At 62.9% G+C, this 23723-nt stretch carries 15 protein-coding genes, 1 pseudogene and 1 riboswitch; of the genes and pseudogenes, 7 read left to right on the forward strand and 9 right to left on the reverse strand.

The window, feature by feature from the left end; translation table 11 throughout:
* Nucleotides 1-129 precede the first annotated feature (129 nt).
* Nucleotides 130-645 carry a hypothetical protein gene (locus J2W40_RS16920; RefSeq protein WP_310226998.1) on the forward strand — a complete coding sequence of 172 codons (516 nt, stop codon included), beginning with the start codon at nt 130-132 and terminating at the stop codon, nt 643-645.
* Between the two features lie 21 nt (nt 646-666).
* On the opposite strand, the gene thiC is transcribed toward J2W40_RS16920, so the two are convergent.
* On the reverse strand, nt 667-2661 hold the full coding sequence (thiC, locus tag J2W40_RS16925; RefSeq protein WP_310227000.1) for a phosphomethylpyrimidine synthase ThiC: 1995 nt from the start codon (nt 2659-2661) through the stop codon (nt 667-669).
* A 44-nt stretch (nt 2662-2705) separates the two neighbouring features.
* Nucleotides 2706-2815, reverse strand: a riboswitch (TPP riboswitch).
* Nucleotides 2816-2851: 36 nt separating this feature from the next.
* On the opposite strand from thiC, the gene J2W40_RS16930 reads away from it, so the two are divergent.
* From J2W40_RS16930 to J2W40_RS16945, 4 genes are all read left to right on the forward strand, one after another.
* On the forward strand, nt 2852-3133 hold the full coding sequence (locus J2W40_RS16930; RefSeq protein WP_310227002.1) for a hypothetical protein: 282 nt from the start codon (nt 2852-2854) through the stop codon (nt 3131-3133).
* Nucleotides 3134-3196: 63 nt separating this feature from the next.
* On the forward strand, nt 3197-6559 hold the full coding sequence (locus J2W40_RS16935) for a transglutaminase family protein (RefSeq protein WP_310227003.1): 3363 nt from the start codon (nt 3197-3199) through the stop codon (nt 6557-6559).
* The gene (locus J2W40_RS16940; RefSeq protein ID WP_310227004.1) at nt 6559-9033 is read left to right on the forward strand and encodes a circularly permuted type 2 ATP-grasp protein; all 2475 of its coding nucleotides are present in this window, start codon (nt 6559-6561) and stop codon (nt 9031-9033) included. The genes J2W40_RS16935 and J2W40_RS16940 overlap by 1 nt, the downstream gene beginning before the upstream one ends.
* Nucleotides 9030-9917 carry a transglutaminase family protein gene (locus tag J2W40_RS16945; RefSeq protein ID WP_310227006.1) on the forward strand — a complete coding sequence of 296 codons (888 nt, stop codon included), beginning with the start codon at nt 9030-9032 and terminating at the stop codon, nt 9915-9917. The genes J2W40_RS16940 and J2W40_RS16945 overlap by 4 nt, the downstream gene beginning before the upstream one ends.
* 212 nt (nt 9918-10129) lie before the next feature.
* Here J2W40_RS16945 and J2W40_RS16950 read toward each other — a convergent pair whose 3' ends face one another.
* Both J2W40_RS16950 and J2W40_RS16955 read right to left on the reverse strand, forming a co-directional pair.
* The gene (locus J2W40_RS16950) at nt 10130-11503 is read right to left on the reverse strand and encodes a cytochrome P450 (RefSeq protein WP_310227008.1); all 1374 of its coding nucleotides are present in this window, start codon (nt 11501-11503) and stop codon (nt 10130-10132) included.
* Complete coding sequence (locus J2W40_RS16955) at nt 11500-12636, reverse strand: hypothetical protein (RefSeq protein ID WP_310227010.1); 1137 nt, start codon at nt 12634-12636, stop codon at nt 11500-11502. Before J2W40_RS16955 ends, J2W40_RS16950 begins: the two co-directional genes overlap by 4 nt.
* A gap of 21 nt (nt 12637-12657) precedes the next feature.
* Here J2W40_RS16955 and J2W40_RS16960 point away from each other — a divergent pair, with 21 nt between their 5' ends.
* Both J2W40_RS16960 and kdsA read left to right on the forward strand, forming a co-directional pair.
* Nucleotides 12658-12951 (forward strand): hypothetical protein, encoded by a 294-nt coding sequence (locus tag J2W40_RS16960; RefSeq protein WP_037480281.1) that lies wholly within the window; start codon nt 12658-12660, stop codon nt 12949-12951.
* Complete coding sequence (gene kdsA / locus J2W40_RS16965) at nt 12948-13784, forward strand: 3-deoxy-8-phosphooctulonate synthase (RefSeq protein ID WP_409050395.1); 837 nt, start codon at nt 12948-12950, stop codon at nt 13782-13784. The genes J2W40_RS16960 and kdsA overlap by 4 nt, the downstream gene beginning before the upstream one ends.
* 286 nt (nt 13785-14070) lie before the next feature.
* Here the strand turns inward: kdsA and J2W40_RS16970 are convergent, their stop codons facing one another.
* The 6 genes and pseudogenes from J2W40_RS16970 to J2W40_RS16995 all read right to left on the reverse strand — a co-directional run.
* The gene (locus J2W40_RS16970) at nt 14071-15576 is read right to left on the reverse strand and encodes a phosphoesterase (protein ID WP_310227016.1); all 1506 of its coding nucleotides are present in this window, start codon (nt 15574-15576) and stop codon (nt 14071-14073) included.
* Nucleotides 15577-15632: 56 nt separating this feature from the next.
* Complete coding sequence (locus J2W40_RS16975) at nt 15633-18620, reverse strand: TonB-dependent receptor (protein WP_310227018.1); 2988 nt, start codon at nt 18618-18620, stop codon at nt 15633-15635.
* 106 nt (nt 18621-18726) lie between these two features.
* Nucleotides 18727-20172, reverse strand: a complete 1446-nt coding sequence (locus tag J2W40_RS16980) for a purple acid phosphatase family protein (protein ID WP_310227020.1) — start codon at nt 20170-20172, stop codon at nt 18727-18729.
* A gap of 407 nt (nt 20173-20579) precedes the next feature.
* A pseudogene (locus J2W40_RS16985) lies at nt 20580-21713 on the reverse strand (IS630 family transposase).
* Between the two features lie 413 nt (nt 21714-22126).
* Nucleotides 22127-22522: a c-type cytochrome gene (locus tag J2W40_RS16990; RefSeq protein WP_310227022.1), complete on the reverse strand. Its 396-nt coding sequence runs from the start codon at nt 22520-22522 to the stop codon at nt 22127-22129.
* A gap of 19 nt (nt 22523-22541) precedes the next feature.
* Nucleotides 22542-23723: flavin monoamine oxidase family protein (locus J2W40_RS16995; RefSeq protein ID WP_310227024.1), on the reverse strand; the 1182-nt coding region annotated here is incomplete at its 5' end.

A 23723-nucleotide genomic window follows, 5' to 3' on the forward strand; every position in this document is an offset into this window, starting at 1 on the left:
CACTTAACCCCTGTTCGGAGGCAGGCAACCTACCTCGTGCTTTTGCAGCGTGCGAGAATCTAGAAGGCCTCTACATTACAGTCAACCGATCCTCCGGTGCCTAGGTCGGTTTTTTGAAGGCCAAATGATATGGGCAGCGGGCATAACGAGGCGAAGTTCAAAGCAGCTATTCTTTCGCGTAGTACCTCAAATGATTGGGATGAAGCAAAAGCGGAGTGGAAACTTTACACCGTTTATAATGACCCCGCAGATCGCTTTTGCGAGTGTGATCATTCGCCAATCCACCAAATCTGCGTGATTTTAAATACAAAAAACGGCCAAAAAACTGACGTAGGAAATGTCTGTGTAAGACGTTTTTTACGACTTCTTTCAAATCGTATTTTTTCAGTCATTAAACGTATAAGAGCCGACATAAGTAAATCTCTAAATCCTAAGGCACTCGAACTTTTCAAAGAACGTGGCCTGATTTCTCACCAAGAAGAGCAGGAATACCTGACATACTGGCGAAAACGAAAAAATATGACTGAATATCAACGTTCTCAAAAACTAACGATCAACGCACGCATTATAGAGTTTCTTGACGAAGAAGCTTCAAGGTTGATCGCAATGGCTCGCGCGCACGGATTGAAAGTCCAGCAGACATAGAACATGGGTGGGGACTGGGGGCTAATCCCGCTCCCTATCCCCAGCGCCCATATACAGTTCACTCCCCGTTTCCCTGAACACCTTGCTCATCTTCGCCATGCCCTCTTCGGCAAGGACCGCGTCCAGAGGCTCGCCCCCTCCACCATTCGGCTGCGCCAACGGCTCGCCTTGCGAGCCGGCTTCGCGGCTGCGACTTGCCCCCGGCAAGTCGCTGGTCGCCGCTACGCCCCCCTCCCCGTGCCGGGGAGGATTGGCGGCGATGAAGGCGTCTGCTTCCTGATTCTGCTTCGCGGCGAAGTCCCGAACCTCCTGCGTGATCTTCATCGAGCAGAATTTGGGGCCGCACATTGAGCAGAAATGGGCGCTTTTCGCGCCTTCCGCGGGGAGCGTCTGGTCGTGATATTGTTCCGCCGTGTCGGGGTCGAGCGACAGGTTGAACTGGTCCCTCCAACGAAACTCGAACCGCGCGCGGCTGAGCGCATCGTCGCGCACCTTCGCCGCCGGATGCCCCTTGGCCAGGTCAGCGGCATGGGCAGCCAGCTTATAGGTCACCACGCCGACCTTCACGTCATCGCGGTCGGGCAGGCCCAGATGCTCCTTGGGCGTGACATAGCAAAGCATCGCCGTGCCGTACCAGCCGATCATGGCCGCGCCGATGCCTGAGGTGATATGGTCGTACCCCGGCGCGATGTCGGTGGTGAGCGGCCCCAGCGTATAGAAGGGCGCTTCGCCGCAGGCTTCGAGCTGCTTTTCCATATTCTGTTTGATCTTGTGCATCGGCACATGGCCCGGCCCCTCGATCATCACCTGCACATCCTGTTCCCAGGCGCGCTTGGTCAGCTCGCCCAGCGTATAGAGTTCGGCAAATTGCGCCTCGTCATTGGCGTCAGCGATCGAACCGGGACGCAGGCCGTCGCCCAGCGAATAGGCGATGTCATAGGCCTTCATGATCTCGCTAATCTCGTCGAACCGCTCGTAGAGGAAGCTTTCGCGATGATGGGCGAGGCACCATTTCGCCATGATGGAGCCGCCACGCGACACGATGCCGGTGACGCGCTTGGCGGTCATCGGGATATAGGGGAGCCGCACGCCTGCATGGATGGTGAAATAATCGACGCCCTGTTCCGCCTGCTCGATCAGCGTGTCGCGGAAAATCTCCCAGGTCAGGTCTTCGGCAACGCCGCCGACCTTTTCGAGCGCCTGATAGATGGGCACGGTGCCGATCGGCACGGGCGAATTGCGGATGATCCATTCGCGCGTGTCGTGGATGTTGCGACCGGTGGACAGGTCCATCACCGTGTCCGCGCCCCAGCGGATCGACCAGACAAGCTTGTCGACTTCGGCGGCGACGTCGGATGCGACCGCGCTGTTGCCGATATTGGCGTTGATCTTGACCAGGAAATTGCGGCCGATCGCCATCGGTTCGGATTCGGGGTGGTTGATGTTGCTGGGGATGATCGCCCGGCCCCGCGCCACTTCGTCGCGGACGAATTCGGGTGTCACATAATCGGGGATGTCCGCGCCCCAATCCTGCCCGTCGCGGACATATTCGGAAAGGCGCGCGCGGCCCAGATTTTCGCGCTCCGCCACATATTCCATTTCCGGCGTGATGATGCCGCGACGGGCATAATGCATCTGGCTGACATTCGCGCCCGGCTTGGCACGCAAGGGGCGACGCGCGCCCAGCGGGAATTGCGCCACACCGCCGCTACGATCCGGGCCTTTCAGCCCATTATCCTCCGGCCGCACTTCGCGCGCCGCATAATCCTCCACATCGCCCCGCCCGACGATCCAGTCGTGGCGCAGCGTCGGCAGGCCCGCGCGAATGTCGATCTGCGCGGTCGGATCGGTATAGGGACCGGACGTGTCATAGACGCGCACCGGCGCTTCGCCGCTGCCCGGCTCCAGGGTGATTTCGCGCATCGCGACCTTCAGCGGGCCGACATGGATTTTGCGTGATCCCCGGATGGGGCCAGTGGTGACGCCGATTTCGGTGCGGGCGGGAACATCTGCCATATTAGTCTCTCCTTCATGGGCGAGGAGAGCGACGGCGGGCGGTGTGAAAGCGCGCTGACCCTCCCTACGCCGGTGTTAGCCGGATCAGGTTCAACGGGTCGCAGCCACATAGCTGCCTCTCAACCGTCTGCGGACGGTCCCCCGGGGATGCTGGACAGGGTAAGCTGTTCGCGGCATGAGTCCAGCCCTTATGTCTCACCATCCCCCACCCGATCTGTCGACTAAGGAAGGCCGCAAGGCATGGCGGCATGAATATCGCATGGTCGCCGTGCGGCCGCGTCGCTGGGGCTTGTGGCTGCTGACCGCCGGATTTCTGCTGCTGCTCGCGCCGTCCGCCTTTGGGCTGCACAGCATAATGGGCTGGTCGCCCAGCCTGATCGGCATGGCGCTGATGCTGGGGGCGACGCCGCTGCTGATCGCAGGCGCGGTGCTGAGGCGGCGCTATCGGCGCGGGCGGCTGGGCACCGGCTAGAATCTGCACGGCCCGCGCGATTGCCTGTTGCATTGCAGCAGGGGGTAGCGTTTGATCGCGGCCATGCTCAAAGCCGCACTCCACCACCTCACCGCCTATCGTTACAATCGCCCGATCCGCCTGGGGCCACAGGTCATCCGCCTGCGCCCCGCGCCGCATAGCCGGACCAAAGTCCCCAATTATGCGCTGAAGATCGAACCGGCGAACCATTTTCTGAACTGGCAGCAGGACCCGCACGGCAACTGGCTGGCGCGCGTGGTGTTTCCCGATCCGGTCGATCATTTCCGCATCCAGGTCGATCTGCTCGCGGACCTCGACATCATCAATCCGTTCGATTTCTTCGTCGAGCCTTATGCGGAGACCTATCCCTTCGCCTATGACGATCAGCTCAAGACCGATCTTGCCGCCTATTTCGATATCGAACCGCAAGGGCCGATGTTCGAGGCGATGGTGGCGCAATATGACGGCTACACCAGCCGCACCGTCGATTTCCTGGTCGAGGTGAACCGCCGCCTGCAGCAACAGGTTGGCTATGTCATCCGCATGGAAGCGGGCGTGCAGACGCCGGAAGAGACGCTGGAGATCGGCACCGGATCGTGTCGCGATTCGGCCTGGCTGCTGGTGCAGTTGCTGCGCCGGCTGGGCTTTGCCGCGCGTTTCGTGTCGGGCTATTCGATCCAGCTGGTCGCCGATGTCGAACCGATCGAAGGGCCGAAGGGCGTTACGCAGGACGTCGTAGACCTCCATGCCTGGGCGGAGGCCTATGTGCCCGGCGCAGGCTGGGTAGCGCTCGATGCCACCAGCGGCATGTTCGCGGGCGAGGGGCATATCCCGCTCTGCGCGACGCCGCACTACAAGTCCGCCGCACCGATCAGCGGCATGGCCGAACCCGCCGAAGTCGATTTCGAATTTGCGATGAATGTCAGCCGCATTGCCGAAGCGGTGCGGATCACCAAGCCCTTTACCGACAGCCGCTGGGACGCGGTGATGGCGCTGGGCGCACAAGTCGATGCCGACCTGATCGCGCAGGATGTGCGCCTGACCACCGGGGGCGAGCCGACCTTCGTGGCGGTCGATGGCGGCGATGCGGGCGAATGGAATGGCGATGCGGTGGGGCCGACCAAGGCGGCCTATGCCGACCGGCTGATCCGCAAGCTGCGCGCGACCTTTGCGCCGGGCGGCCTGCTGCATCATGGGCAGGGCAAATGGTATCCGGGCGAAAGTCTGCCGCGCTGGGCCTATGCGGTCTATTGGCGCAAGGATGGCACGCCGATCTGGCGCGACGAAAGCCTGATCGCGCCCGACGATGCGCCCGATGGCGCGCGCATGGTGACGCCCGAAGACGCTCGCGCTTTCCTCAGCCATATGGCCGGGAATATGGGCTTTACCGACGAATATACCCATGCGGTCTATGAAGATCCGGCGGTCTGGGCGGTGAAGGAAGCCGACCTGCCGATCAACGCCAGCCCCGATGATCCCAAGATCAGCGACCCCGAAGCGCGGGCGCGGATGGTCAAGACGTTCGAGCGCGGCCTCGACCAGCCGGTCGGCTATGTGCTGCCGGTGCAGCGCTGGCAAAGCCAGGTCGCCAAGCCCCGCTGGCAGAGCGAAATCTGGCAGTTGCGGCGCGGCAAGCTGTTCGCGGTGCCGGGCGATTCGGCGCTGGGCTATCGCCTGCCGCTGGGGTCGCTGCCTTATGTGCCGCCCTCCGACTATCCCTATATCCACCCCCGCGACACCAGCGAACCGCGCGAACCGCTACCCGATTTCCGCACCCAGATCGTCGAACAGGCGAGCGTCGAGGAAGTGCGCGCGCAACAGTCGCAGCGGGTCGCCGGTCCCGAAGGCGGCATGGCCGCGCAGGAACGGGTCGAGCAGGTCATCATCGAAGGCGCGGTGCGCACCGCCGTGACGGTCGAGCCGCGCGGCCATTATCTCTCGGTCTTCCTGCCGCCGGTGCAAGCGCTGGAAGATTATCTGGAACTGATCGCCGAGGTCGAGGCGGCCGCCGAAGCGCTGCGTATCCCCGTGCGGATCGAGGGCTATTCGCCGCCGCCAGACCCGCGCATCGACGTGCTGAAGGCCACGCCCGACCCCGGCGTGATCGAAGTGAATGTCCAGCCCGCTGCAAGCTGGGACGAGACGGTTCACATCACCCAGCAAGTCTATGACCATGCCCGCGAATGCCAGCTAACCGCCGACAAATTCATGGTCGACGGCCGTTCGGTCGGCACCGGCGGGGGCAATCATATCGTGCTGGGCGGGCCGACGCTCAATAACTCGCCCTTCATCCGCCGCCCCGACCTGCTCAAGAGCTTCGTCCTCTATTGGCAGCGCCACCCTTCGCTCTCCTACCTCTTTTCGGGCCTGTGCATCGGCCCGACGAGCCAGGCACCGCGCATCGACGAGGCGCGGCATGACGGCCTGTACGAGCTGGAAATCGCGCTGGCGCAGGTGCCCGACCCGATCCGGGAGGGGGAAGACAAGCTGCCGCCGCCCTGGCTGGTCGATCGGCTGTTCCGCAACCTGCTGGTCGATGTAACGGGCAACACCCACCGCACCGAAATCTGCATCGACAAGATGTTCTCGCCCGATGGTCCCACCGGGCGGCTGGGCCTGCTGGAGTTTCGCGGGTTCGAAATGCCGCCCGAAGCGCGCATGAGCCTGGCGCAGCAATTGCTGCTGCGCGCACTGACCGCCTGGTTCTGGCGACAACCGCAGCAGGGCCATCTGGTCCGCTGGGGCACGACGCTGCATGACCGCTTCATGCTGCCCCATTTCGTCTGGGCCGATTTTCTCGAAATCCTGTCCGACCTGCGCGGCGCGGGCTATGATTTCGACCCCAACTGGTTCGAGGCGCAGCGCCAGTTCCGCTTCCCCGTCCATGGCACGGTGGATGCGGGCGGCGTGGGACTTGAAATCGCCCATGCGCTCGAACCCTGGAACGTGCTGGGCGAAACCGGGGCGATCGGCGGCACGGTGCGCTATGTCGACAGTTCGACCGAACGGTTGCAGGTGCGCGCCACGGGCCTGGTCGCCGGACGCCACATCGTCGCGTGCAACGGGCGGCAGGTGCCGATGACCGCCACCGGCGTTCCGGGCGAAGCGGTGGGTGGCGTGCGCTACAAGGCGTGGGCACCGGCCAATTGCCTCCACCCCCATCTGCCCGCCAATGCGCCGCTGACCTTCGATGTGCTGGACAGTTGGAGCGGCCGGTCGCTGGGCGGCTGCGTCTATCATGTCGCGCATCCGGGCGGCCGCAATTACGACACGCTGCCGATCAACGGCTATGAGGCCGAAGCCCGGCGTAAGGCGCGGTTCCAGGATTATGGCCACACCCCAGGCCAAGTCGACATGCCCGCCGCCGAAACGGCCAGCGAATTTCCGATGACGCTGGACCTGCGCTTCAAACAACCGGGGCTGTGATGGCCGCAGACGCCGCGGCCCCGCCCGGTGCGGCGGGGGGATGGGCCGACGCCTATCTCGCCGCCGCACCGGCGGGGGATTTGTTCGCCGACGCCGCGCCCGCCATGGCCCCGCGCTGGCGGACGATGCTGGAACGGCTGTCGGCGCAGGCGCAGGGCGACCCCGCGACGCTCGCCGACCATGTTGGGCGGCAGGCGATCGACCTGGGCATGGCGTTCCGCCTGACCGGCGACGAACAGGAACGCGCCTGGCCGCTGGGGCCAGTGCCGCTGCTGATCGGCGCGGACGAATGGGCGCATATCGAGCGGGGCCTGGCCCAGCGCGCCGACCTGCTGGAGCGGGTGATCACGGACATTTATTCCACCCAGTCACTGGTGATGGACGGCAATCTGCCCGCCAGCATCGTGACCGGCAGCGCTCATTATTGGCGCGTCATGAACGGCGCGCCGCCGCCGCAGGGGCATCAGCTCCATTTCTACGCCGCCGACATCGGCCGCGGCCCGGCGGGCGAATGGCGCGTCCTGTCCGACCGGGTGCGGACCCCGGTGGGGGTGGGCTATGCGCTGGAAAACCGGCTCGCTTTGTCGCGCGCCACCGGCGACCTGCTCGGCGCGATGAACACGCGGCGGCTCGCGCCCTTTTTCGACGAATTGCGCCGGGGGCTGGCCGCCGATTGCGCCCGGTCCGACCCGCGCATCGGCCTGCTGACGCCCGGCCGCTTCAACCAGAGCTATGCCGAACAGGCGCACCTCGCCCGCTATCTCGGCCTGTTGCTGGTCGAAGGCGAGGATCTGATCGTCACCGACGGGCAATTATTCGTCCGCACCATCCAGGGATTGAAGCGGATCGACGGGCTGTGGCGCTGGCTCGACAGCCGCTTCCTCGACCCGCTCGCTTTCGACAGCAAATCGCGCATCGGCGTGCCCGACCTTTATGATGCCTGCGCGCGTGGCGGCCTGATGGTCAGCAACTGGCCGGGCGCGGGCGTGATCGAATCGCGCGCCTTCGCCGCCTTCCTTCCGCAACTGGCGCGCGCGGTGCTGGGCGAGGAGCTGATCCTGCCCAATATCGCGACCTGGTGGTGCGGACAGGGCAAGGAGCGCGCCTATGTGCGCGAGCGACTGGACGAACTGGTCGTGGGTTCCGCCTTCGATCAGACGGTCGCGGGCCTGCCGGACGCGCATTTCGCCCCCGGATCGGCGCTGGACAAGGATCAGCGCGCCGCCCTGCTCGACGCGATGGCGCGGCGGCCGATGGACTATGTCGGGCAGGAAGTGGTTAAATTATCGACCACCCCCGCCATCGTCGACGGGCAATTGACCCCCCTGCCCTTCACCCTGCGCGTATTCGTGGCGCGCGATGCACTCGGCCAGTGGCGCGTGATGCCCGGTGCCTTCGCGCGCCTCGCGGGCCATGGCGACATTCGCGCCGCGCTGATGGGCCGGGGCGACATGTCCGCCGACATGTGCGTCATCGACAGCCAGCCCGTGCCCCCCGACACGCTGCTGGGATCGGGCGGCGCGCCCGCGATCCGGCGCGTGGGCGGCATGCTGCCGGCCAAGGCGGCGGACAATCTCTTCTGGCTGGGCCGTTATATCGAGCGCACTGAAATGACGCTGCGGCTGATCCGCGCGATCGTCGGCGGATCGATCGAGGCGGACATCGGCCCCTCGCTTGCTTCGCCCACCATGGCGCGGCTGGTCGGGCAACTGGCTTTGTGGGGCGCGATCCCCGGCAGTCGCGGCGCGGTCGGCCCGCTCTGCGCCATCGCACTGGGCGACGCCCAGCAAAGCGGCAGCGTGCGGACGCTGATGGGCCGGGTCGCCAATATCGGCGAAGGGCTGCGCGACCGGCTGGCAAGCGATGTGTGGCGGCTGGTACGCCTGCCGCTGCCTCGCTTCGACGGTGCGGTGACAGAAACGCTGCTCGACGCCACATCCCGCATGATCGAGCGGATTTCCGCGCTGTCGGGGTTGGCGGCGGAGAATATGGCGCGCACCGACGCCTGGCGCTTCCATGATATGGGCCGCCGCATGGAGCGCGCGATCAATGGCTGCCGCCTCGTCAGCCTGTTCGGCGGCGATGGCGCCAGCGCCGACGACCTGACCGTATTGCTCGACCTGCAGGACAGCCAGATCAGCTATCGCACCCGATACCTGACCGGCCCCGCGCTGCCGCCGGTGCGCGATCTCGTCGCGCTGGAGCCGCATAATCCGCGCGCGATCGTCTATCAGGCGGCACGGCTGGCCGAGCATATCGCCGCGCTGCCGACGCTGCGCGCCGACGGCATGCCCGAAGAACCGCTGCGCCGCGCCGATGCGCTGGTCGCGCGGCTCGCGCCGCTGACCGGCGACATGCTGACGATGGCCGATATCGCCGATGTGGAAAGCAGACTACTCGGCCTCTCCGACGCGATCGGCCAGCGCTATTTCCTGCAGGTGCGCAAGACCGAGACGATGGACCTGCTGTCATGATCTACCATGTCCGGCACCGCACCATCCTGCGCTATGCCAGCCCGATGCGGCTGGCCCGCTTCAACCTGCGGCTGCGGCCCGCGCCGTGGCCGGGCCAATGGACGTCCGACTATGCGCTGGAGGTCGATCCGCTGCCATCGGCGATTGATTCGCGCCCCGGCGCCTGGCCGGTCCATGTCGCCCGGCTGGTGATCGAAAGCCCGATCCGCCAGCTCACCATCGAAAGCCGCTTCCGCATCGGCGTGCAGGGCGGGGCGATCGTCCCGCAAGCGGATGATCCCACCATCGGCGCGGTGGCGCAGGCGGCGCTGGCCGAACGCGACATGGGACCGGCCGCACCCGCCCATTATCTCTATGCCTCGGTGCGCGCGCCGCTCTTGGCGGACATCGGCGCATGGGTCGGCGATGGCCTGTCGCCTGACCGGCCGATCGTCGCTGCCGCGCTCGACCTGGCGCAGCGCATCCGCGCCGAATTTCGCTATGAACCGGGCAGCACCGACGCGGCGACACCCGTCGCCGACGCCTTTGCCGCGCGCCATGGCGTGTGCCAGGATTTCGCCCATGTCATGGTGGTCGCGCTGCGCCTCGCCGGACTGCCCGCCGCCTATGTCAGCGGCTATCTGCGTACCTACCCGCCCCCCGGCAAGCCGCGCCTGATCGGGGCGGATGCGATGCACGCCTGGGTCATGCTATGGTGCGGTCGCACGCGCGGCTGGATCGGCTTTGACCCCACCAATGGCGTCATCACCGGCGACGGCCATCTCTTCGTCGCCATGGGCCGCGACTATGCCGACGTCGCGCCGATGGACGGGCTGTTCGTCGGCGGCGGCGGACAAAGCCTGCAACTGATGGTCGATGTGGTGCCGGAGGAGGAGATGGCGTGACGTCGGTGCGTCGTTTGCTGCGCACCAGGGGCGCTCATGATACCTCTCGACCCGTTCGTCCTGAGTAGGCATTGAGCGAAGTCGAAGTCGCAGTCGACCGAAGGGCAAATGCCGTATCGAAGGACATTGGCGCGGATGCTTCGATACGAGCCTTCGACAAGCTCAGTCTCTACTCAGCACGAACGGTTACACAAAAAAGCCCTGCGCCGTGATTACGCGATCGCCCCAAATAACAACGGCATCCCCGTCCTTGGCCGGATGGTGAGGCGGCTGATCGGTTCGGGCTTGAACCCCGGCGGCACGCTCAGGGCAAAGCGCCGCACGACCGCGGCGATCACCGTCATCACCTCCTGCTGGGCAAAACCCGCCCCGACGCACACGCGCGGTCCCCGGCCGAACGGGAACCAGGCCTGTTTCGCCATATCCGCATTGGCGGGATCGTCGAAGCGATCGGGGTCGAAGGCATGGGGGCAGGCCCAATTATCCTTGTTGCGCTGGGTGAGCCACGGCGCGACCACCAGCATTGATCCAGTCTCCAGATGCTTGTCGCGCATGTCCATCGGACAGGTGACTTCGCGCGGCAGGAAGGAGACGGGCGGATAGAGGCGCAGCGTCTCGCGGAAGATGTTGCGGAGCTGCCCCATCTCCTTGAGCATCGCCGCTGTTAGCGGCGCGTCGCCCGCAACCGCGCTGATTTCCGCCCTAACCCGGTCCTGAATATGTCGGCATTCGGCGAGCATATAGAGCGCCCAGGTCATGGTGCTGGCCGATGTCTCATGCCCCGCGAGGAAGATCGTCGACACCTGCTCCATCACCTGATTGCAGGTGAAGGATTCCCCGGTGTCGGGATGTTTCGCCTCGATCAGCGACTGGAGAATGTCGCGATGCGGCGCTTCCCCGCGCGCATGCCAGCCTTCATAGCGCGCCTCCACGATCGGGCGGAACACGTCATGGATGGCGCGTGCCGGGCCTTTCGAGCGCGTCTCGAACCAACCGGCGGGAATGCCGTACAGCCGCAGCATCGACGCGCTGTGCGCCAGCCGCTGGAACTTGCCGAAGGCGGTGTGGATGATGTTCGACCGTGTCGCGTCCAGCGCCTGCGAAAACAGCGTGCGAAAGATGATGTCGGCCGCGACATGCGTCATCATGGGATCAATATCGACCGGCGCTGCGCGATCGGCCGCGTCCAGCCGCGCGACCAGATCATCGGCCGCCGCGACCATCAGCGGCATGGTCCGCCCCAGCGCGGTATGGGCAAAGGCGGGATTGACCATCGCCCGCTGGCTTTCCCAATCCGCGCCATTGGCGGAAAAGACGCTGTTGCCGATCAGCGGATCGAGATTGCGGACCAGTTCGCTATGCTTGGGGAATGCGGTGCCGCCGCGCAAAATCTGGTCCACCAGGCTCAGCTCATTGGCGATATACATGGTCCGGCGCGGCAGGCGGATTTCGCCCATCTTCATCGTATAGCTTTTGTCGAACAGCACATGGATCCAGCTATGCCAGCCGCGCAGGAACCGCTTTATGAGGCCGCGCTTGGTGCGGGGTGGCTGCGGATAGGGCGGGGTGAAAAGCGGGTCGGTCAAGGGATCGTCCTGAAGGCAGCGACGGCTTCGTCCACGGTGCGGGGGCCAGCGGTCAGGCTGATGAAATCGAGCGGCGAAAGCCGGTCGCCCACGCGCAGATAGTCGAAATGCGCCTCATATTTGTTCGACCAGCCGCCATGATAATTGTCCGGCTGATAGAAGAGATGGAAGCGCGGCGATAGCATGTCCACCCGCGCGGCATATTGATCCGCGACAAGCCGCAGCGGATTGACGTTATAATAGGCCGCGCCATCGGGGGGCGAGGAAATATCGACATAGCGGAACGCCTTGTCCGCCAGCGCCGCCAGATCATCATGATACCAGGCCGCGTCGCGGCGCAGGCCGATCACCGGCACCACCTGCCCCATGCCCACCATGACGGCATGGTCGGGCATCGCCGCGCCGCCGCGCAAGGCAAACACACGACGCAATATGCTCATGCCCAATATGGTGCCCGCGCTATGCGTGACGATCTGCACTTCGTCCCAATCGCCGTCCAGTTCCGCTGCGATACGGACGGCAAACTGGTCGAGCCGCGCGTCCAGCTCCGCGCCCGGCCCATCGGCGGCCAGCGCGCCATGATAGGTCATGAACCGCAGCAGCCAGGGCACGACCAGCTTGGCCAGCAAACGCCCCGACAGCAGCGCGCTGATACCGATGCCGACCAGCGTACTGACCCAGAAAGGCAGCAGCAACGACAGCAACAGCGCAGGCACCAGCGCCAGCAACAGCGGGATCAGCACCGCGAACAGCGGCGGATAGAGGATGGTGATGACCGGCCCGGACCGCAGCTTGCGCATCTGCCCGAACTGCATGAAGCGCGCATGGCCGAAATAGGCCCGCGCCGCTCGCAGCGCCAGCGGCAGCGGACTGCGGATCCACACTTTCGCGATCAAATCTTCCCAGCGCAGATACTCATAATCGACCGCGACGCCCGCCTGTTCATTGGCGACGTCCCATTGCACCGACACCAGCGACCCGTCCGGCCCGGCCCGGCGCGCGCCGACGGTCACATCCTCCCCCGTCAGTCTATGATAGCGCGCCGCCTGTTCGCGGTAGAGCTGATGATAAAAACGCACGCCGCGCGGATCGAAACCGCCGAGGTAGAAGACTTTACGCTTGAACTTTTGCACTGACCCAGCCCTAATCGGGGCATGAGCACACCCGAACGCGACTATTGCTATTTCATAGACCATCGCAAATACAACCGAAACATCGGCTGTAGGAAACATGACAACGCCTATGGCATTAATGGCGGCGGCAGCGAGCGGGACCGCTGGCGCGCCGACATGGCCTTTTACCGCCATATGAAGGGACAGGGCGACCCAATGGCGCTGCCGTCCCTCATCGCCTGCCTCGCCTTTGGCTGGTTCTGCTGGAACTATCATCCGGGCAAGGGCCTGTGGCGCGGGCAATTGTTGCGCCGCTTCGCCAAAGCGCCCAAATGAGCGCCATGACCAGCCCAAACCATATCTCCACAGGTTCCGTCACCTTCGGCAACGACCTGCCCTTCGTCCTCATTTCCGGCCCCTGCCAGATCGAAAGCCGCGACCATGCGCTGTTCATGGCCGACGCGCTGGCACAGGCGGCGCGGCAAGCGGGCGTGCCCTTCATCTTCAAGAGCAGTTTCGACAAGGCGAACCGGACATCGGTATCGGGCCAGCGCGGCGTCGGCATCGACGCAGGGCTGGCGATCCTGGCGGAGGTGAAGGCGACACTCGGCTGCCCGGTGCTGACCGACGTGCATGACGCAGGCCAGGTGGAGGCCGCCGCGCAGGCGGTGGATATTCTGCAAATCCCGGCGTTCCTCTGCCGCCAGACCGACCTACTGCTCGCCGCCGGGCGGACGGGCGCGGTCATCAACGTCAAGAAGGGCCAGTTCATGGCCCCGTGGGACATGGCGGCGGTCGCGCAAAAGGTCGCCTCGACCGGCAATGACCGCATCCTGCTGACCGAACGCGGCGCGAGCTTTGGCTACAATACATTGGTCAGCGACATGCGCGCCCTGCCCGTCATGGCGCAGACCGGCTATCCGGTCGTATTCGACGCCACCCATTCGGTGCAACAGCCCGGCGGCCTCGGCTCCGCATCCGGCGGCCAGCGCGAATATGCGCCTTTGCTGGCCCGCAGCGCGATCGCAGCCGGCGTCGCGGCCATCTTCGCCGAAGCCCACCAAGACCCCGACAACGCCCCCTCCGACGGCCCGGTCATGCTCCCGCTCGACTGGGTCGCGCCGATGCTCGCGAAGCTGAAAGCGATTGATGAAGTGGTGAAGGCGTAAGGCCTAGACGCAACCTCGCCCTCTCCCGCCTTCGCGGGACTGCCTTTGTTGTAACTCATTGGAAACGGCAATTTGAACCAGTGCAACTTGGTTTGAAGTCGTAGGGGGGGCCATTTCGCGACGCGACGCCATCTGATAGTGCTGGCGAAGGGCGAAGATTTGTAGTTGAAATGGTAAGATCGACAGCACTGAGGCAAGCGTCGCGGCTTCCAGTAACTTCAAGACCGTGGCCGACAAACCGCTGGCCAAGATCGGACGAGAGGGGCCAATCAAAGCCCCTCTGATCCTACCCCACTTTCACGAACAGCGGATTGCCGTAGAACCACAGGTCGCTCCACGGATCTTCCCCTTTGGGATCGGAGGACGGTTCCGCTTCCTCGGTGCTGGTACCGCGCACCCGCAGGTAGATCGGCCCGCGCACATCTTTGAGGGTGTGACGCATCGTCAGCACTTCGCCGTCCCTTTGCCAGTCATTGGCGGTGAAGCGCCGTTCGACCCTGGTGGTCGCGTTGCGATCCGCGCTGCGGTCTGAGACCGGCCCGGTCACGTCCCCCATGATGAGATCGACGCGCGCCACGTCAGGCGTCCGTCCACCATGGTTGGTCCCTGCCGGATCGCGCAGCCTGATCACCACGTCGACATCATCGCCCGGCTTCACCATGATCGTGCCGCCCATGGACGCCGCCTGTTTGCCGCCTTTGGCCTGCACCGCGACGTCGAGTTCGCTGATGAGGTCGCCGGTGGTGACGAACACCCGCCCGCTGCGCAGTCCGTCCAGCACGTCGGCATGATCGCCACGGGCATGGACATAGGTTTTGGAATATTCCCCCGGCCAGAAATCACTGCCGCCATCGCGCCAGTTATAATGGGAATCGGACGTGGCGGTAATCCACCAGCGCCGCCCTTCACCCAGCATCGAATCCCAGAAACCGCCAAGGCGCGCGGTCATCTGGTCAAAGCCGCCCATCGTCGGCGAATTGCGATAGCCGCCACGCGCGCCTTCGGGGTCGTTGCTGCCATCCGGGTTGATGGCACCTGCCTGATGGCCGGGCGCGCCCTCCATGCCGACCGAGACATTGGGCGCGGTATCGTTCCAGTCGCGGAATTCGCGGGGCGTATATTGCCCATAGACGCCGACATCCTTGGCCGAACGCGACGGATGGTTGGCGATCAGGACCGGCAGCTTCTTCTGCTCCCGCATATAGCGCAGCGCTTCGATCATCTTGGGCTCGGTATCGCGGGCCGGATCGCTCGGATGCGCCTCCCGCTTCGAAAAGCGCGATTCGATATCGCGCAATTGCTCACGCTCACCCCGCGTGAACGGGATGATCAGGCTGCTATGGTCGCCGCCTGGCGTGTCGAACTCCATGCCGTAGAAGATCAATATCTGCGGCACGGCCTTCCGCGCGACGAGCAATTGCGGATAGGCCTGTTCGAAATTGAGCCGGGAATGGAGCGGGCCACCATGATCGGTAGACACCATCCAGCGCAGGCCGAAACTGGCCCCCATCTCCGCATTCTTCGCAATGGCGTAGCGGCCATCCTTGCCCAACAGCGGCTTGGGCGGTGTTTCCGGCGCTGCCGGGTCGACTTTATAGCTGGCGCTGAACTCGCTGTGGATATGATGGTCGCCGGCCATCCAGCGCCGCCCCTTGGACGAGCCAGGCTTTGCCGCATGATCGCTCGGCGGTGCCTCGGCCAGCCCGCCATGGCGACTATGGTCATCATGGGCCAGCACCGCACTGGCCGGGAGCAGACCAGCCAAGGCTAGAAATAGGAAGAGTGGCTTCATTTTACATCCTTGAAACTGGCCGACCCGGCCCTTTGACGATGGTATTCGCGCTCGCGTCAGCGACGCGATCCACTGCCCCCCAAGTTGATGCGAACACCGCCCATGAAGCGCGCGCCGAACTTCTCAAACTCGATCGTGCGCGACGGATTGCCGACATAACGGATGCCCGGCTCGTCCAGCAGATTATTGGCATCGACGAATAATTCGACCCGTGGGCTGATGGCATAGCGGGCCGACATGTCGAGACGCCCGACGCTGCTCCAATAATTGTCGCCAACCACCGCATCACCACCAAGGCTGTCGAGCCAGGCGTCACGCTTCTGCCAACTCGCGCGCAGCGACAGCCCATATTGTTCGTAGTAGAGCGAGGCGTTGTAAATGAGGTCAGACGCACCGGGCAACTTGACGTTGCGACCATCCGGCGTTTTCGCGGTTGAATCGTTGAGCGTCAGGTTGCCCTGGAAGCCGAAGCCCTGCAGCCATTCGGGTGCACCGATGCTCTTGAGCAGGCCTTCAAACGGCTGCGAATAGGCCAGCTCCAGACCCTTGATCTCGCCTTTGCCACCGTTGATCGTCGTGTTGTAGAGATAGACCGAACGGTCGATCCCATCGCTGTTGAGCACGTTGCTACCGAACTGGGGCAGTTGCGAGTCGAACAGAACGTCGCGGATTTTCTTGTAATAGACGCCCACGGACAGGAAGCCGCGATTGGCCATATACCATTCGAAATAGGCATCGACACCAACCGCCTTTTCCGGCGTGGCGAAAGGATTGCCACCCGAAACGGTTTCCGCCTGATCGGAGAAGGTGAAATTGGGACGCAGCAGCGTGTAATCGGGCCGCGCCGCACCCGTATTGAGCGAAAGCCGCAGCTTGATCTCGTCCGTTGCATCATAGTTGAGGTGGATGCTGGGGAACACCATCGTATTGCCCGAACCAGTCGTGGTCGGGACGAAGGTGCCACCGAAATTGACCAGTGCCGTCCCCGTATTGTCGACCCGCTCGACACGGGCACCAGCAACGATATTGCCCCGATCGAAATACATCGTGCCCATCAGATAACCGGCATAGACTTTTTCGGTCACGACATAATTGTTGTTTTCCGAGGTGTTGGGCTGAATGCGCGAGGCTCCGGCGGCAATATAGCTGTCGAGCAGGGCTGCACCAGCCTCGCTATCGAAATAGCGGAAGCTATAACCCAGCGGAATGCCGACTTTGAGGGGATCGTTGGACGCAAATGCTTCCTGGCGTGGCAGGGCGATGCCCTTCGCCAGAAGATCGGCGGCGCGCGCTTCGATTACCGTGCGGTTCGATTCCTTGGTCCGCTTGTTATACTGGCCGCCAAACTGGATCTTGGTATCATGGCCGAATAGCTGGATGACGCGGTCGAAATCGAGCCGCGCGGTATAGGCATCGGTCTGGTCCCGCTGATTGTTGCGCGTGAAGGTCACAAATTCCAGCTCGGTCGGCGTGATGGCATCACGCAGGCGGCCAAGCGAATAATTGCCATTGGCATCGACCAGCGTATCATAGAGCTGGACCTTGTGCAGATCGGGATTGCTCAGATCATAGACGATGCTGGGGCGGAGCGCCCGGTTGGCGGGGCTGCGCCAGGTTGAACCGAAAGGCGGGCGGCTATCCGCCTGGGCACGGGTATAGTTGAGCCGCCAGGTGGCACCCCAATCCCCCAATATATGGTTGCCGCCCAACGTGTTGGTAAAGATGCGCTGACGCGAGGAATTGCTGTTGAGCGTGCTGTCGATTTCGCCGCCATAGATGGTGCCGTTGAGCGGCGTGTTGCCGGTGCGAATATCGGCATAGCCGGTGCGGCGCGCCGTCAGTTGCGGCGCAGTGTTGTCCGTGCGCACCGCGCCGTCATCAAAGTCGAACACATAAGCGCTGCGCAGTTCGTCGTCCCGGAATTCGGTATGCACCGAACTGAGGAAAAATTCATGCTCGCTGGATGGACGCCAGTCGAGGCGGCCGCTGAACGCGGTGTTCGAACGGGTCAGCCGGTATAGCTTGTTCTGGGTATTATGAGCCCAGATACGCGATTCCGACCCGGCCTCGCGGTCTTCGGGGGCAACCTCCCAGCCCGCTTCGAAATTGTCGGTGATCATGTCCATTTCGAACCGCGACGCCGACAGCAGGATGCCGACGGTGTCGTTCAAGAAGCGATCCGACACATGGGTGGTGACATTATACTGACGCCCGCCGCCCAGTTCGGAAAAACCAAGGCCCACGTCAGCCGCGACTTTCAGGCCCGGATAGTCGAAGGCGCTGCGCGTCATGATATCCACCTGACCGGCCACGGCTTCACCCGTGAGGTCCGCGGTGACGGCCTTGCGCACGGCGACCTTGCTGGCGATGGCCGACGGGATGGTGTCGAAACGGGTCGTCCGACCCGCCGGGCTGATCACGTTGATGCCGTCGAACGAAATCGTCGTCCAGCTCGTACGTGCGCCGCGCAGGCTGATGAAGCGATCCTGACCCTGGTCGCGCTGCACGGCGACACCGGGCAGGCGGCCAAGCGACGCGGCAATATTCTGGTCGGGGAAGCGGCCGATGCTGTCGGCGGCGATGATGCTCACCAGCGCGGTGGACGAACGCTGCAACTGGAGTGCCGCCGCTTCGGATTCGGCGATCGGGCGCGACGCCATGACGACGATCTGGCCGTCCTGGTCAACAATATCCGCACCGCCCATGGCCACGCGCATTTCAGCCGTCCTGCCCGCCGTCACGGTTACGTCCTGCGTCGCGGAATCCGATCCGAAATAGCGGACAAGCACGCGGGCCTGACCCGTCGGCGCACTGCGGATCAGGAAGCGACCATCGGCACCCGTCGTTTCGACGAGGTTCGATCCCTCCAATTGGACGGTGGCACCGGCAACGAGGTTGCCGTTGCGATCGACCACCACGCCGCTGATCTGGCCGCTGGCCGTCTGGGCAGCGCCGCTATCGGTCATCTGGGCGGCGGCAGGCAGGGATGTGAACAGGCACAGGGCGGCACCAGCAAGCAGGGTGGCGCGGCAGGAATGAATCATGTCGATCTCCATCGGCAATAAGAAGGGGTACCCCACGCGCAACGACGCGCAGGCTGGTTGTCGAAAAGGGAAAGACGGGCCGCCCTCTTAAAGGGCGGGCCGCCGTTTAGAAATTCGGGCTTTTATATGGCAGGCTGTTGTCGAACCGCCGGACCGGCGGCGCAGCCTTGTCATTCTTGATCAGGCGCTTGGCATTACCGCGCTTTTCGATGACGACATGGTCATATTGGACGCCATCGGTCGTATAAGCGGTATAGTTCAGCCGATCGCCATCAATGCCGATCACCTGAAAAAACTGCCCATTTTCACCCTGCCGCTCCAGCTTCACGCCGGTCGGGGCATAATCGTCCCAGCCTTCCTTGCGGAACTGATATTGTTTGGGGCCGGATACCGAATTGACGAACATCGTCGTCAGCTTGTCGCCCTGCGCAAAGCCGCGACGGCGCGGTTCCTGCACGCTGGCATCGAGCAGCCCGCGCGCATAGGTGTGATCATGGCCTTGCAGCACCAGGTCGACATTATGGCGCAGCAGCACGGGCAACAGGATTTCGCGCGAGCCCGCATTATCGCGGTCCTTACCCGAACTGAATACGGGGTGATGCATGGTCACGATCCGCCACTTGGCCGTCGATGCCTTCAACTGGGTATCGAGCCATTGCGACTGGGGCGTCATGTCACGCTGGTTGCTGTCGAGGACGAAGACATGCAGGTCGGGCGAGTAGCGCAAGACATAAGCCGTCTCCTGAACCTCGGCAGGTAGACTGTCGTCGGTTGGCAGCCGGAATTGCGGACGCCACAAATGGCTGAGCATCCGCACCCGATCGCCTTCGCCGGGCGCGGTCTGGTCATATTCATGATTGCCCGCGACCGGGATGGCCGGGACCATGGCGTGCAGGAAGCTGCCCGCCTTGAACCAGTCGGCCCATTCGGCGTCGCGGCTACCACGGTTCACCAGGTCGCCCGCGTGCAGCATGAAGCGTGCGTCGGGCGCGGCCTGAAACGCGGCGCGGATCGTGCGCGACCACAGCGACAGCACGCCATTTTGCGCGTCGCCCATATAGATGAAGCGCACCGGGCCAGACAGCGGTGCTGTACGGGTCTGGAACCATTCGCTCCAGTGACTGTCGGCCCCCATCACGCGATAGGCATAGAGCGTATCGGGCTTCAGCGCGTCGAAGCGGACGGAGTGATAGGCGACGGCGGGCAGCTTGTCGTTGACGGCCAGCGCCATGGGGCTGCCCGCGACCATCAGCTTGTCCAGTTCCACCTGTTCGGTATGGGCGGGCACGCTGCGCGCGGTAAGATCGAAGCGGGCGTCGGGCGTAGCGAGGGCGATTTCAGCGCGGGTGGCGGTGACGTTCGCCGCGGTCCGCCAACTGATCGCCAGCGAGGTAGCGGGATCGGCTTCGAATGTGGCGATAACACGGTCGGGCCAGGCGCTGGCGCCCTGCCATGGTGGCATGTCCTGTCCGGCTTCATGCGCGGCTGACGGGACCGACCCCACGGTTAACCCAAACGCCAGCACCGCCGCTAACGCAGCGAATTTTTTCATGATTGTCCCACCCCATTTTTTCTGACCCGGCGTCGCCCTAGGCAGGGTTGGTGGCATCTCAGCGACGTAGTGGTTGCAGAATCATGACGAAAAAAATGAGAGGTTGTCATATTCTGCGGGTTGACCGCCGCAGTGCATGTGCGGGGCACCAAATTCAGGAAGCGTTACTGACCATGCCCTTCCGCGCGGCCGGTACGATATAGTCCGCCAGCGGGGCATGGAGTTCCGCAATATGGCTTTCGCCGCGTGGATGCGGCGAGCTGTCCGATGTCATAACGACGGTCAGGTTCAGTGCTCACGCTTTATCCTCTCAAACGTCAATCCCACTACGATAGAATGACTTTCTCTATACGATCGAGCGGCAGCCCAATGTCGAAACGAAAGCCTGTGATACCAACCTGCATTGATCACGACCCACGCGCCCATTTGCGGCGTCCAATTGTCATGATGCGCCAGGGCTGATCGATCAGCCTGTTCCAGGCTTCGCAGCAAAGGTCGATGATGTTGTCGTGGGACGTGAAGATGCGGTTGGATAGCCAGTTATCGCGCATGAACTGCCAGATATTTTCGACCGGCCCTTCGACTTCGCTCAGGAGAGCGTTGAGTTCAGGACATTTTGGCGGCAGCGGAACGATGCTGATATTATCGGGCACTTCCAGCTTCCCGGTCATGTGCCATCCGGCCTGATCCATCAGCAGCACGCCGTGGGCACCTGGTTCGATAGCGAGCGATATCTCCGCCAGGTGCAGCGACATGGCCTGGGTATTACAGAAGGGCAGGACCAAGCCAGCGCCCTTGCCAAGCTCAGGGCAGATAGCGCCGGGCCGAAGGCGGGCGTAGCCCAACATGTAGGCTGATTTGGTCCTCTGATCCTTGGGCGTTGAAGGCCGGGTGCCGCGCCAGGCCTAGCGGCGGGTGATCTTGTTTTTCTGGCCGATACGGGCCTCGTCCCTGAATCAAGTTCAGGGCAGGCTCTGGAACCATATCTCTATGGGCGTGTCGCGCGGGAGGGCGGCTTAGATCTTTGCCAGCTCGGCTGCAAAGCCCCCCTTTTTGAAGTCCTCCATCGCATATTCGTTCTGGGCATGGTGACGTGGGCGTGCCGTCAATTTGACATAGCCCAGCTTTTTCAACTCTCGCCCTACGGTCGTTTCCGTCAGAGACACCCCAAATTCGTCATGAAGCCAGCGCGCCAGGTCGATCAGCCGCCAACGCACAACTCCATGGATCGCTGGTATCGGTCCACTTTCAACGACCTCCGCGAGCGCTTGGCGCTGGATATCATTCAGCAACGGCGGCTTGCCTGGAGCCTTGCCGTCAAGGAGGCCGGCTGGACCTCTGGCGTTGAACCTCACCACCCAATCCCGCACGATCTGCAGGGTCACTCCGCCGATACGCGCGGCATCGCTGCGGTTCGCGCCATCATAGATTTCCGCCAAAGCTAGCAGTCGGCGTCCCTGGTTCGCACGCTTCGTCGTCCGCGCCAGTCGCCTCAAGCCCGCTGCATCAAAGTCGTCTCGCAATCCAATCGCTGCACCCATGACAATGCCCTCCAACCCGAAGACAGAGATTCATAGTTTCGCCGCTTCGGGAATCCCCCACGTGAGTCAGCATCACGGACGGATGGTATAAGTGGCTCAATATCGGCCATTCAGAGCGCAGATCGCTGTTCCCGAAAGCGGCCATTCGCCTCCATATGCCTCGCGAACTTCACCCCCGATCCGAATTTGCACAAGGCCGGGTTCCGTCGGCGTTTACCATGATATCTATCACGAACTGGTTCGATTGCTTCCCATCGACGCGACGGAAACAGGTGTCACGATGTGCCCTGAACGCATCACCGACATCGTCGTATGAATGGCCATATCCGACATTACGTCTGCCATTGCCGCAGCACTGGATATTCCGCGCGTCAGTACGCGACGCGACACCTAGCCGCTATCATTGGCACAATCTATTCCATGATCTTCTTTGGTCCGGCCAGCCGTTTAACATCCAACTCGGTGACGGGCTGGCGATAGTCATTGCCAAAATTTGTACGGACATATGTCAGCACCGCTGCCATCTGAGCCGGGCTTAGCATGTCACTCATCGGCGGCATGGCGCCTTTGCCCGTTATCAAAATGCCGATCGGATAAACGGGGTTGGCAAGATTGCGGTCGCGCGCCAGCGCCGGAATCGCCCCGGCACCACTGCCCATTGCATTTGCCATATGGCATGCGGCACAGATTTGCTTGTAGATTTTCGCGCCGTCGATCGTCTTGTTCTTTGCCTGCGCGCTTCCGGGCGTGTCGCTATGGGCAGGGCTTGCAAGCGCACCAGCCACCAGGAACAAGAGCGGCGCGACCATGACGAGCGTAGATCGCATCTCAGGCCACCTGCGCCCGGCTGTGAATCTGGCTGATCGCGTCGATGCCAGATAGCAGCGACCCTTCCATCCAACCGCCATAATAGCTGGCATGTTCGCCTGCCAGCACAACCCGTCCGTCCAGCGCGACAAGATTCTGATAATGTGCCGCGCGATTTTCCTCGCTCCACCGTGACACGCAACCCAGGATCCAAGGCACCCGGCTCCATGGCACAGACACACCGTTCAAGAATTCCCTGCGGTACTGCGGATGGAATATTTCACCCTGTGCCAGTGCTGCTTCGATCCGCTCGGCTGGGGTCATGCCGGTCAATTCGAATGCGCCGGCATCGCGTGCAAATGCGCCCAACAACACGGCTGGCCCGTTAGAAAACATACGGTCATTGGGATAGGACAACTGGCCGATTGCCTGGTCGGTGAAACTATGGCCGCCATACACGTCGTCATCCTCCTCCCAGAAGCGGCGGTTGAATTCCAGCCCGATTTTGAGCTGACCTGAATAGGGCACCGCCTTCATCGCCGCCGCCAGCTTCGGGCCAACCTGCATTTCAACCTGACTGATGATCGACAACGGGATCGTGCAGACGCAATAGTCAGCGCTGGCAGTCGACATCTTGCCGGTGCCAACATCTTTGTAGCTGACGGTCACGCCTTTTTCGCTTTGTGCGACCTTCGTTACCTTGGCGTTATACGTTATGAATTTGCCGACCTGTTTGGCAAATGCCTTCCCAATCATATCCATGCCACCTGTCGGCTGGAACATCGTGGTTTGCATGACATAGTTGAAATAGAAGGACATTGCTGTCCAAACCTGCGGGTCAAGGACATCGCCCAGCTTTGCGATCTGCGAGGGTGTCGGCGCACCATTGGTACCGCCGCCGGGCGCGCGATCATAGCCGCGTTGACCCGAAACGCGAAGGCTGCTGCCATAGGCCATCTTCTCATCAAGCAGGCCCCAGTGGCGCAGGGCTTCAACTAGCTTCTCCTTGTCCTCTTTCGATACGCTGGCGTCCAGCGCTTTTGCGTCCAGCGCTTTGGCTAGCAGTTCGGATGTGTGTCCGCGAAAATCAGTTGCGACTTCGCGGTATCGCATCGGCTTGCCGCCAAAGGCTTCGGACGAATGGATATAGCCAGCGTGGTTCAGTTGAATGAACGGCTCCAGCGCGACGCCGAACTGTTTACA

The sequence above is a fragment of the Sphingobium xenophagum genome, from assembly GCF_031457465.1.
Classification (GTDB): Bacteria; Pseudomonadota; Alphaproteobacteria; order Sphingomonadales; family Sphingomonadaceae; genus Sphingobium; species Sphingobium xenophagum_A.

Bases quoted from the DNA above. Each gene is read 5' to 3' on its own strand.
- J2W40_RS16920 (WP_310226998.1), top strand. From the start codon at position 130: ATGGGCAGCGGGCATAACGAGGCGAAGTTCAAAGCAGCTATTCTTTCG.
- J2W40_RS16980 (WP_310227020.1), bottom strand. From the start codon at position 20,172: ATGAAAAAATTCGCTGCGTTAGCGGCGGTGCTGGCGTTTGGGTTAACC.
- J2W40_RS16940 (WP_310227004.1), top strand. From the start codon at position 6,559: ATGGCCGCAGACGCCGCGGCCCCGCCCGGTGCGGCGGGGGGATGGGCC.
- J2W40_RS16970 (WP_310227016.1), bottom strand. From the start codon at position 15,576: ATGAAGCCACTCTTCCTATTTCTAGCCTTGGCTGGTCTGCTCCCGGCC.
- J2W40_RS16930 (WP_310227002.1), top strand. From the start codon at position 2,852: ATGTCTCACCATCCCCCACCCGATCTGTCGACTAAGGAAGGCCGCAAG.
- J2W40_RS16975 (WP_310227018.1), bottom strand. From the start codon at position 18,620: ATGATTCATTCCTGCCGCGCCACCCTGCTTGCTGGTGCCGCCCTGTGC.
- J2W40_RS16945 (WP_310227006.1), top strand. From the start codon at position 9,030: ATGATCTACCATGTCCGGCACCGCACCATCCTGCGCTATGCCAGCCCG.
- J2W40_RS16960 (WP_037480281.1), top strand. From the start codon at position 12,658: ATGAGCACACCCGAACGCGACTATTGCTATTTCATAGACCATCGCAAA.
- thiC (WP_310227000.1), bottom strand. From the start codon at position 2,661: ATGGCAGATGTTCCCGCCCGCACCGAAATCGGCGTCACCACTGGCCCC.
- kdsA (WP_409050395.1), top strand. From the start codon at position 12,948: ATGAGCGCCATGACCAGCCCAAACCATATCTCCACAGGTTCCGTCACC.
- J2W40_RS16935 (WP_310227003.1), top strand. From the start codon at position 3,197: ATGCTCAAAGCCGCACTCCACCACCTCACCGCCTATCGTTACAATCGC.
- J2W40_RS16990 (WP_310227022.1), bottom strand. From the start codon at position 22,522: ATGGTCGCGCCGCTCTTGTTCCTGGTGGCTGGTGCGCTTGCAAGCCCT.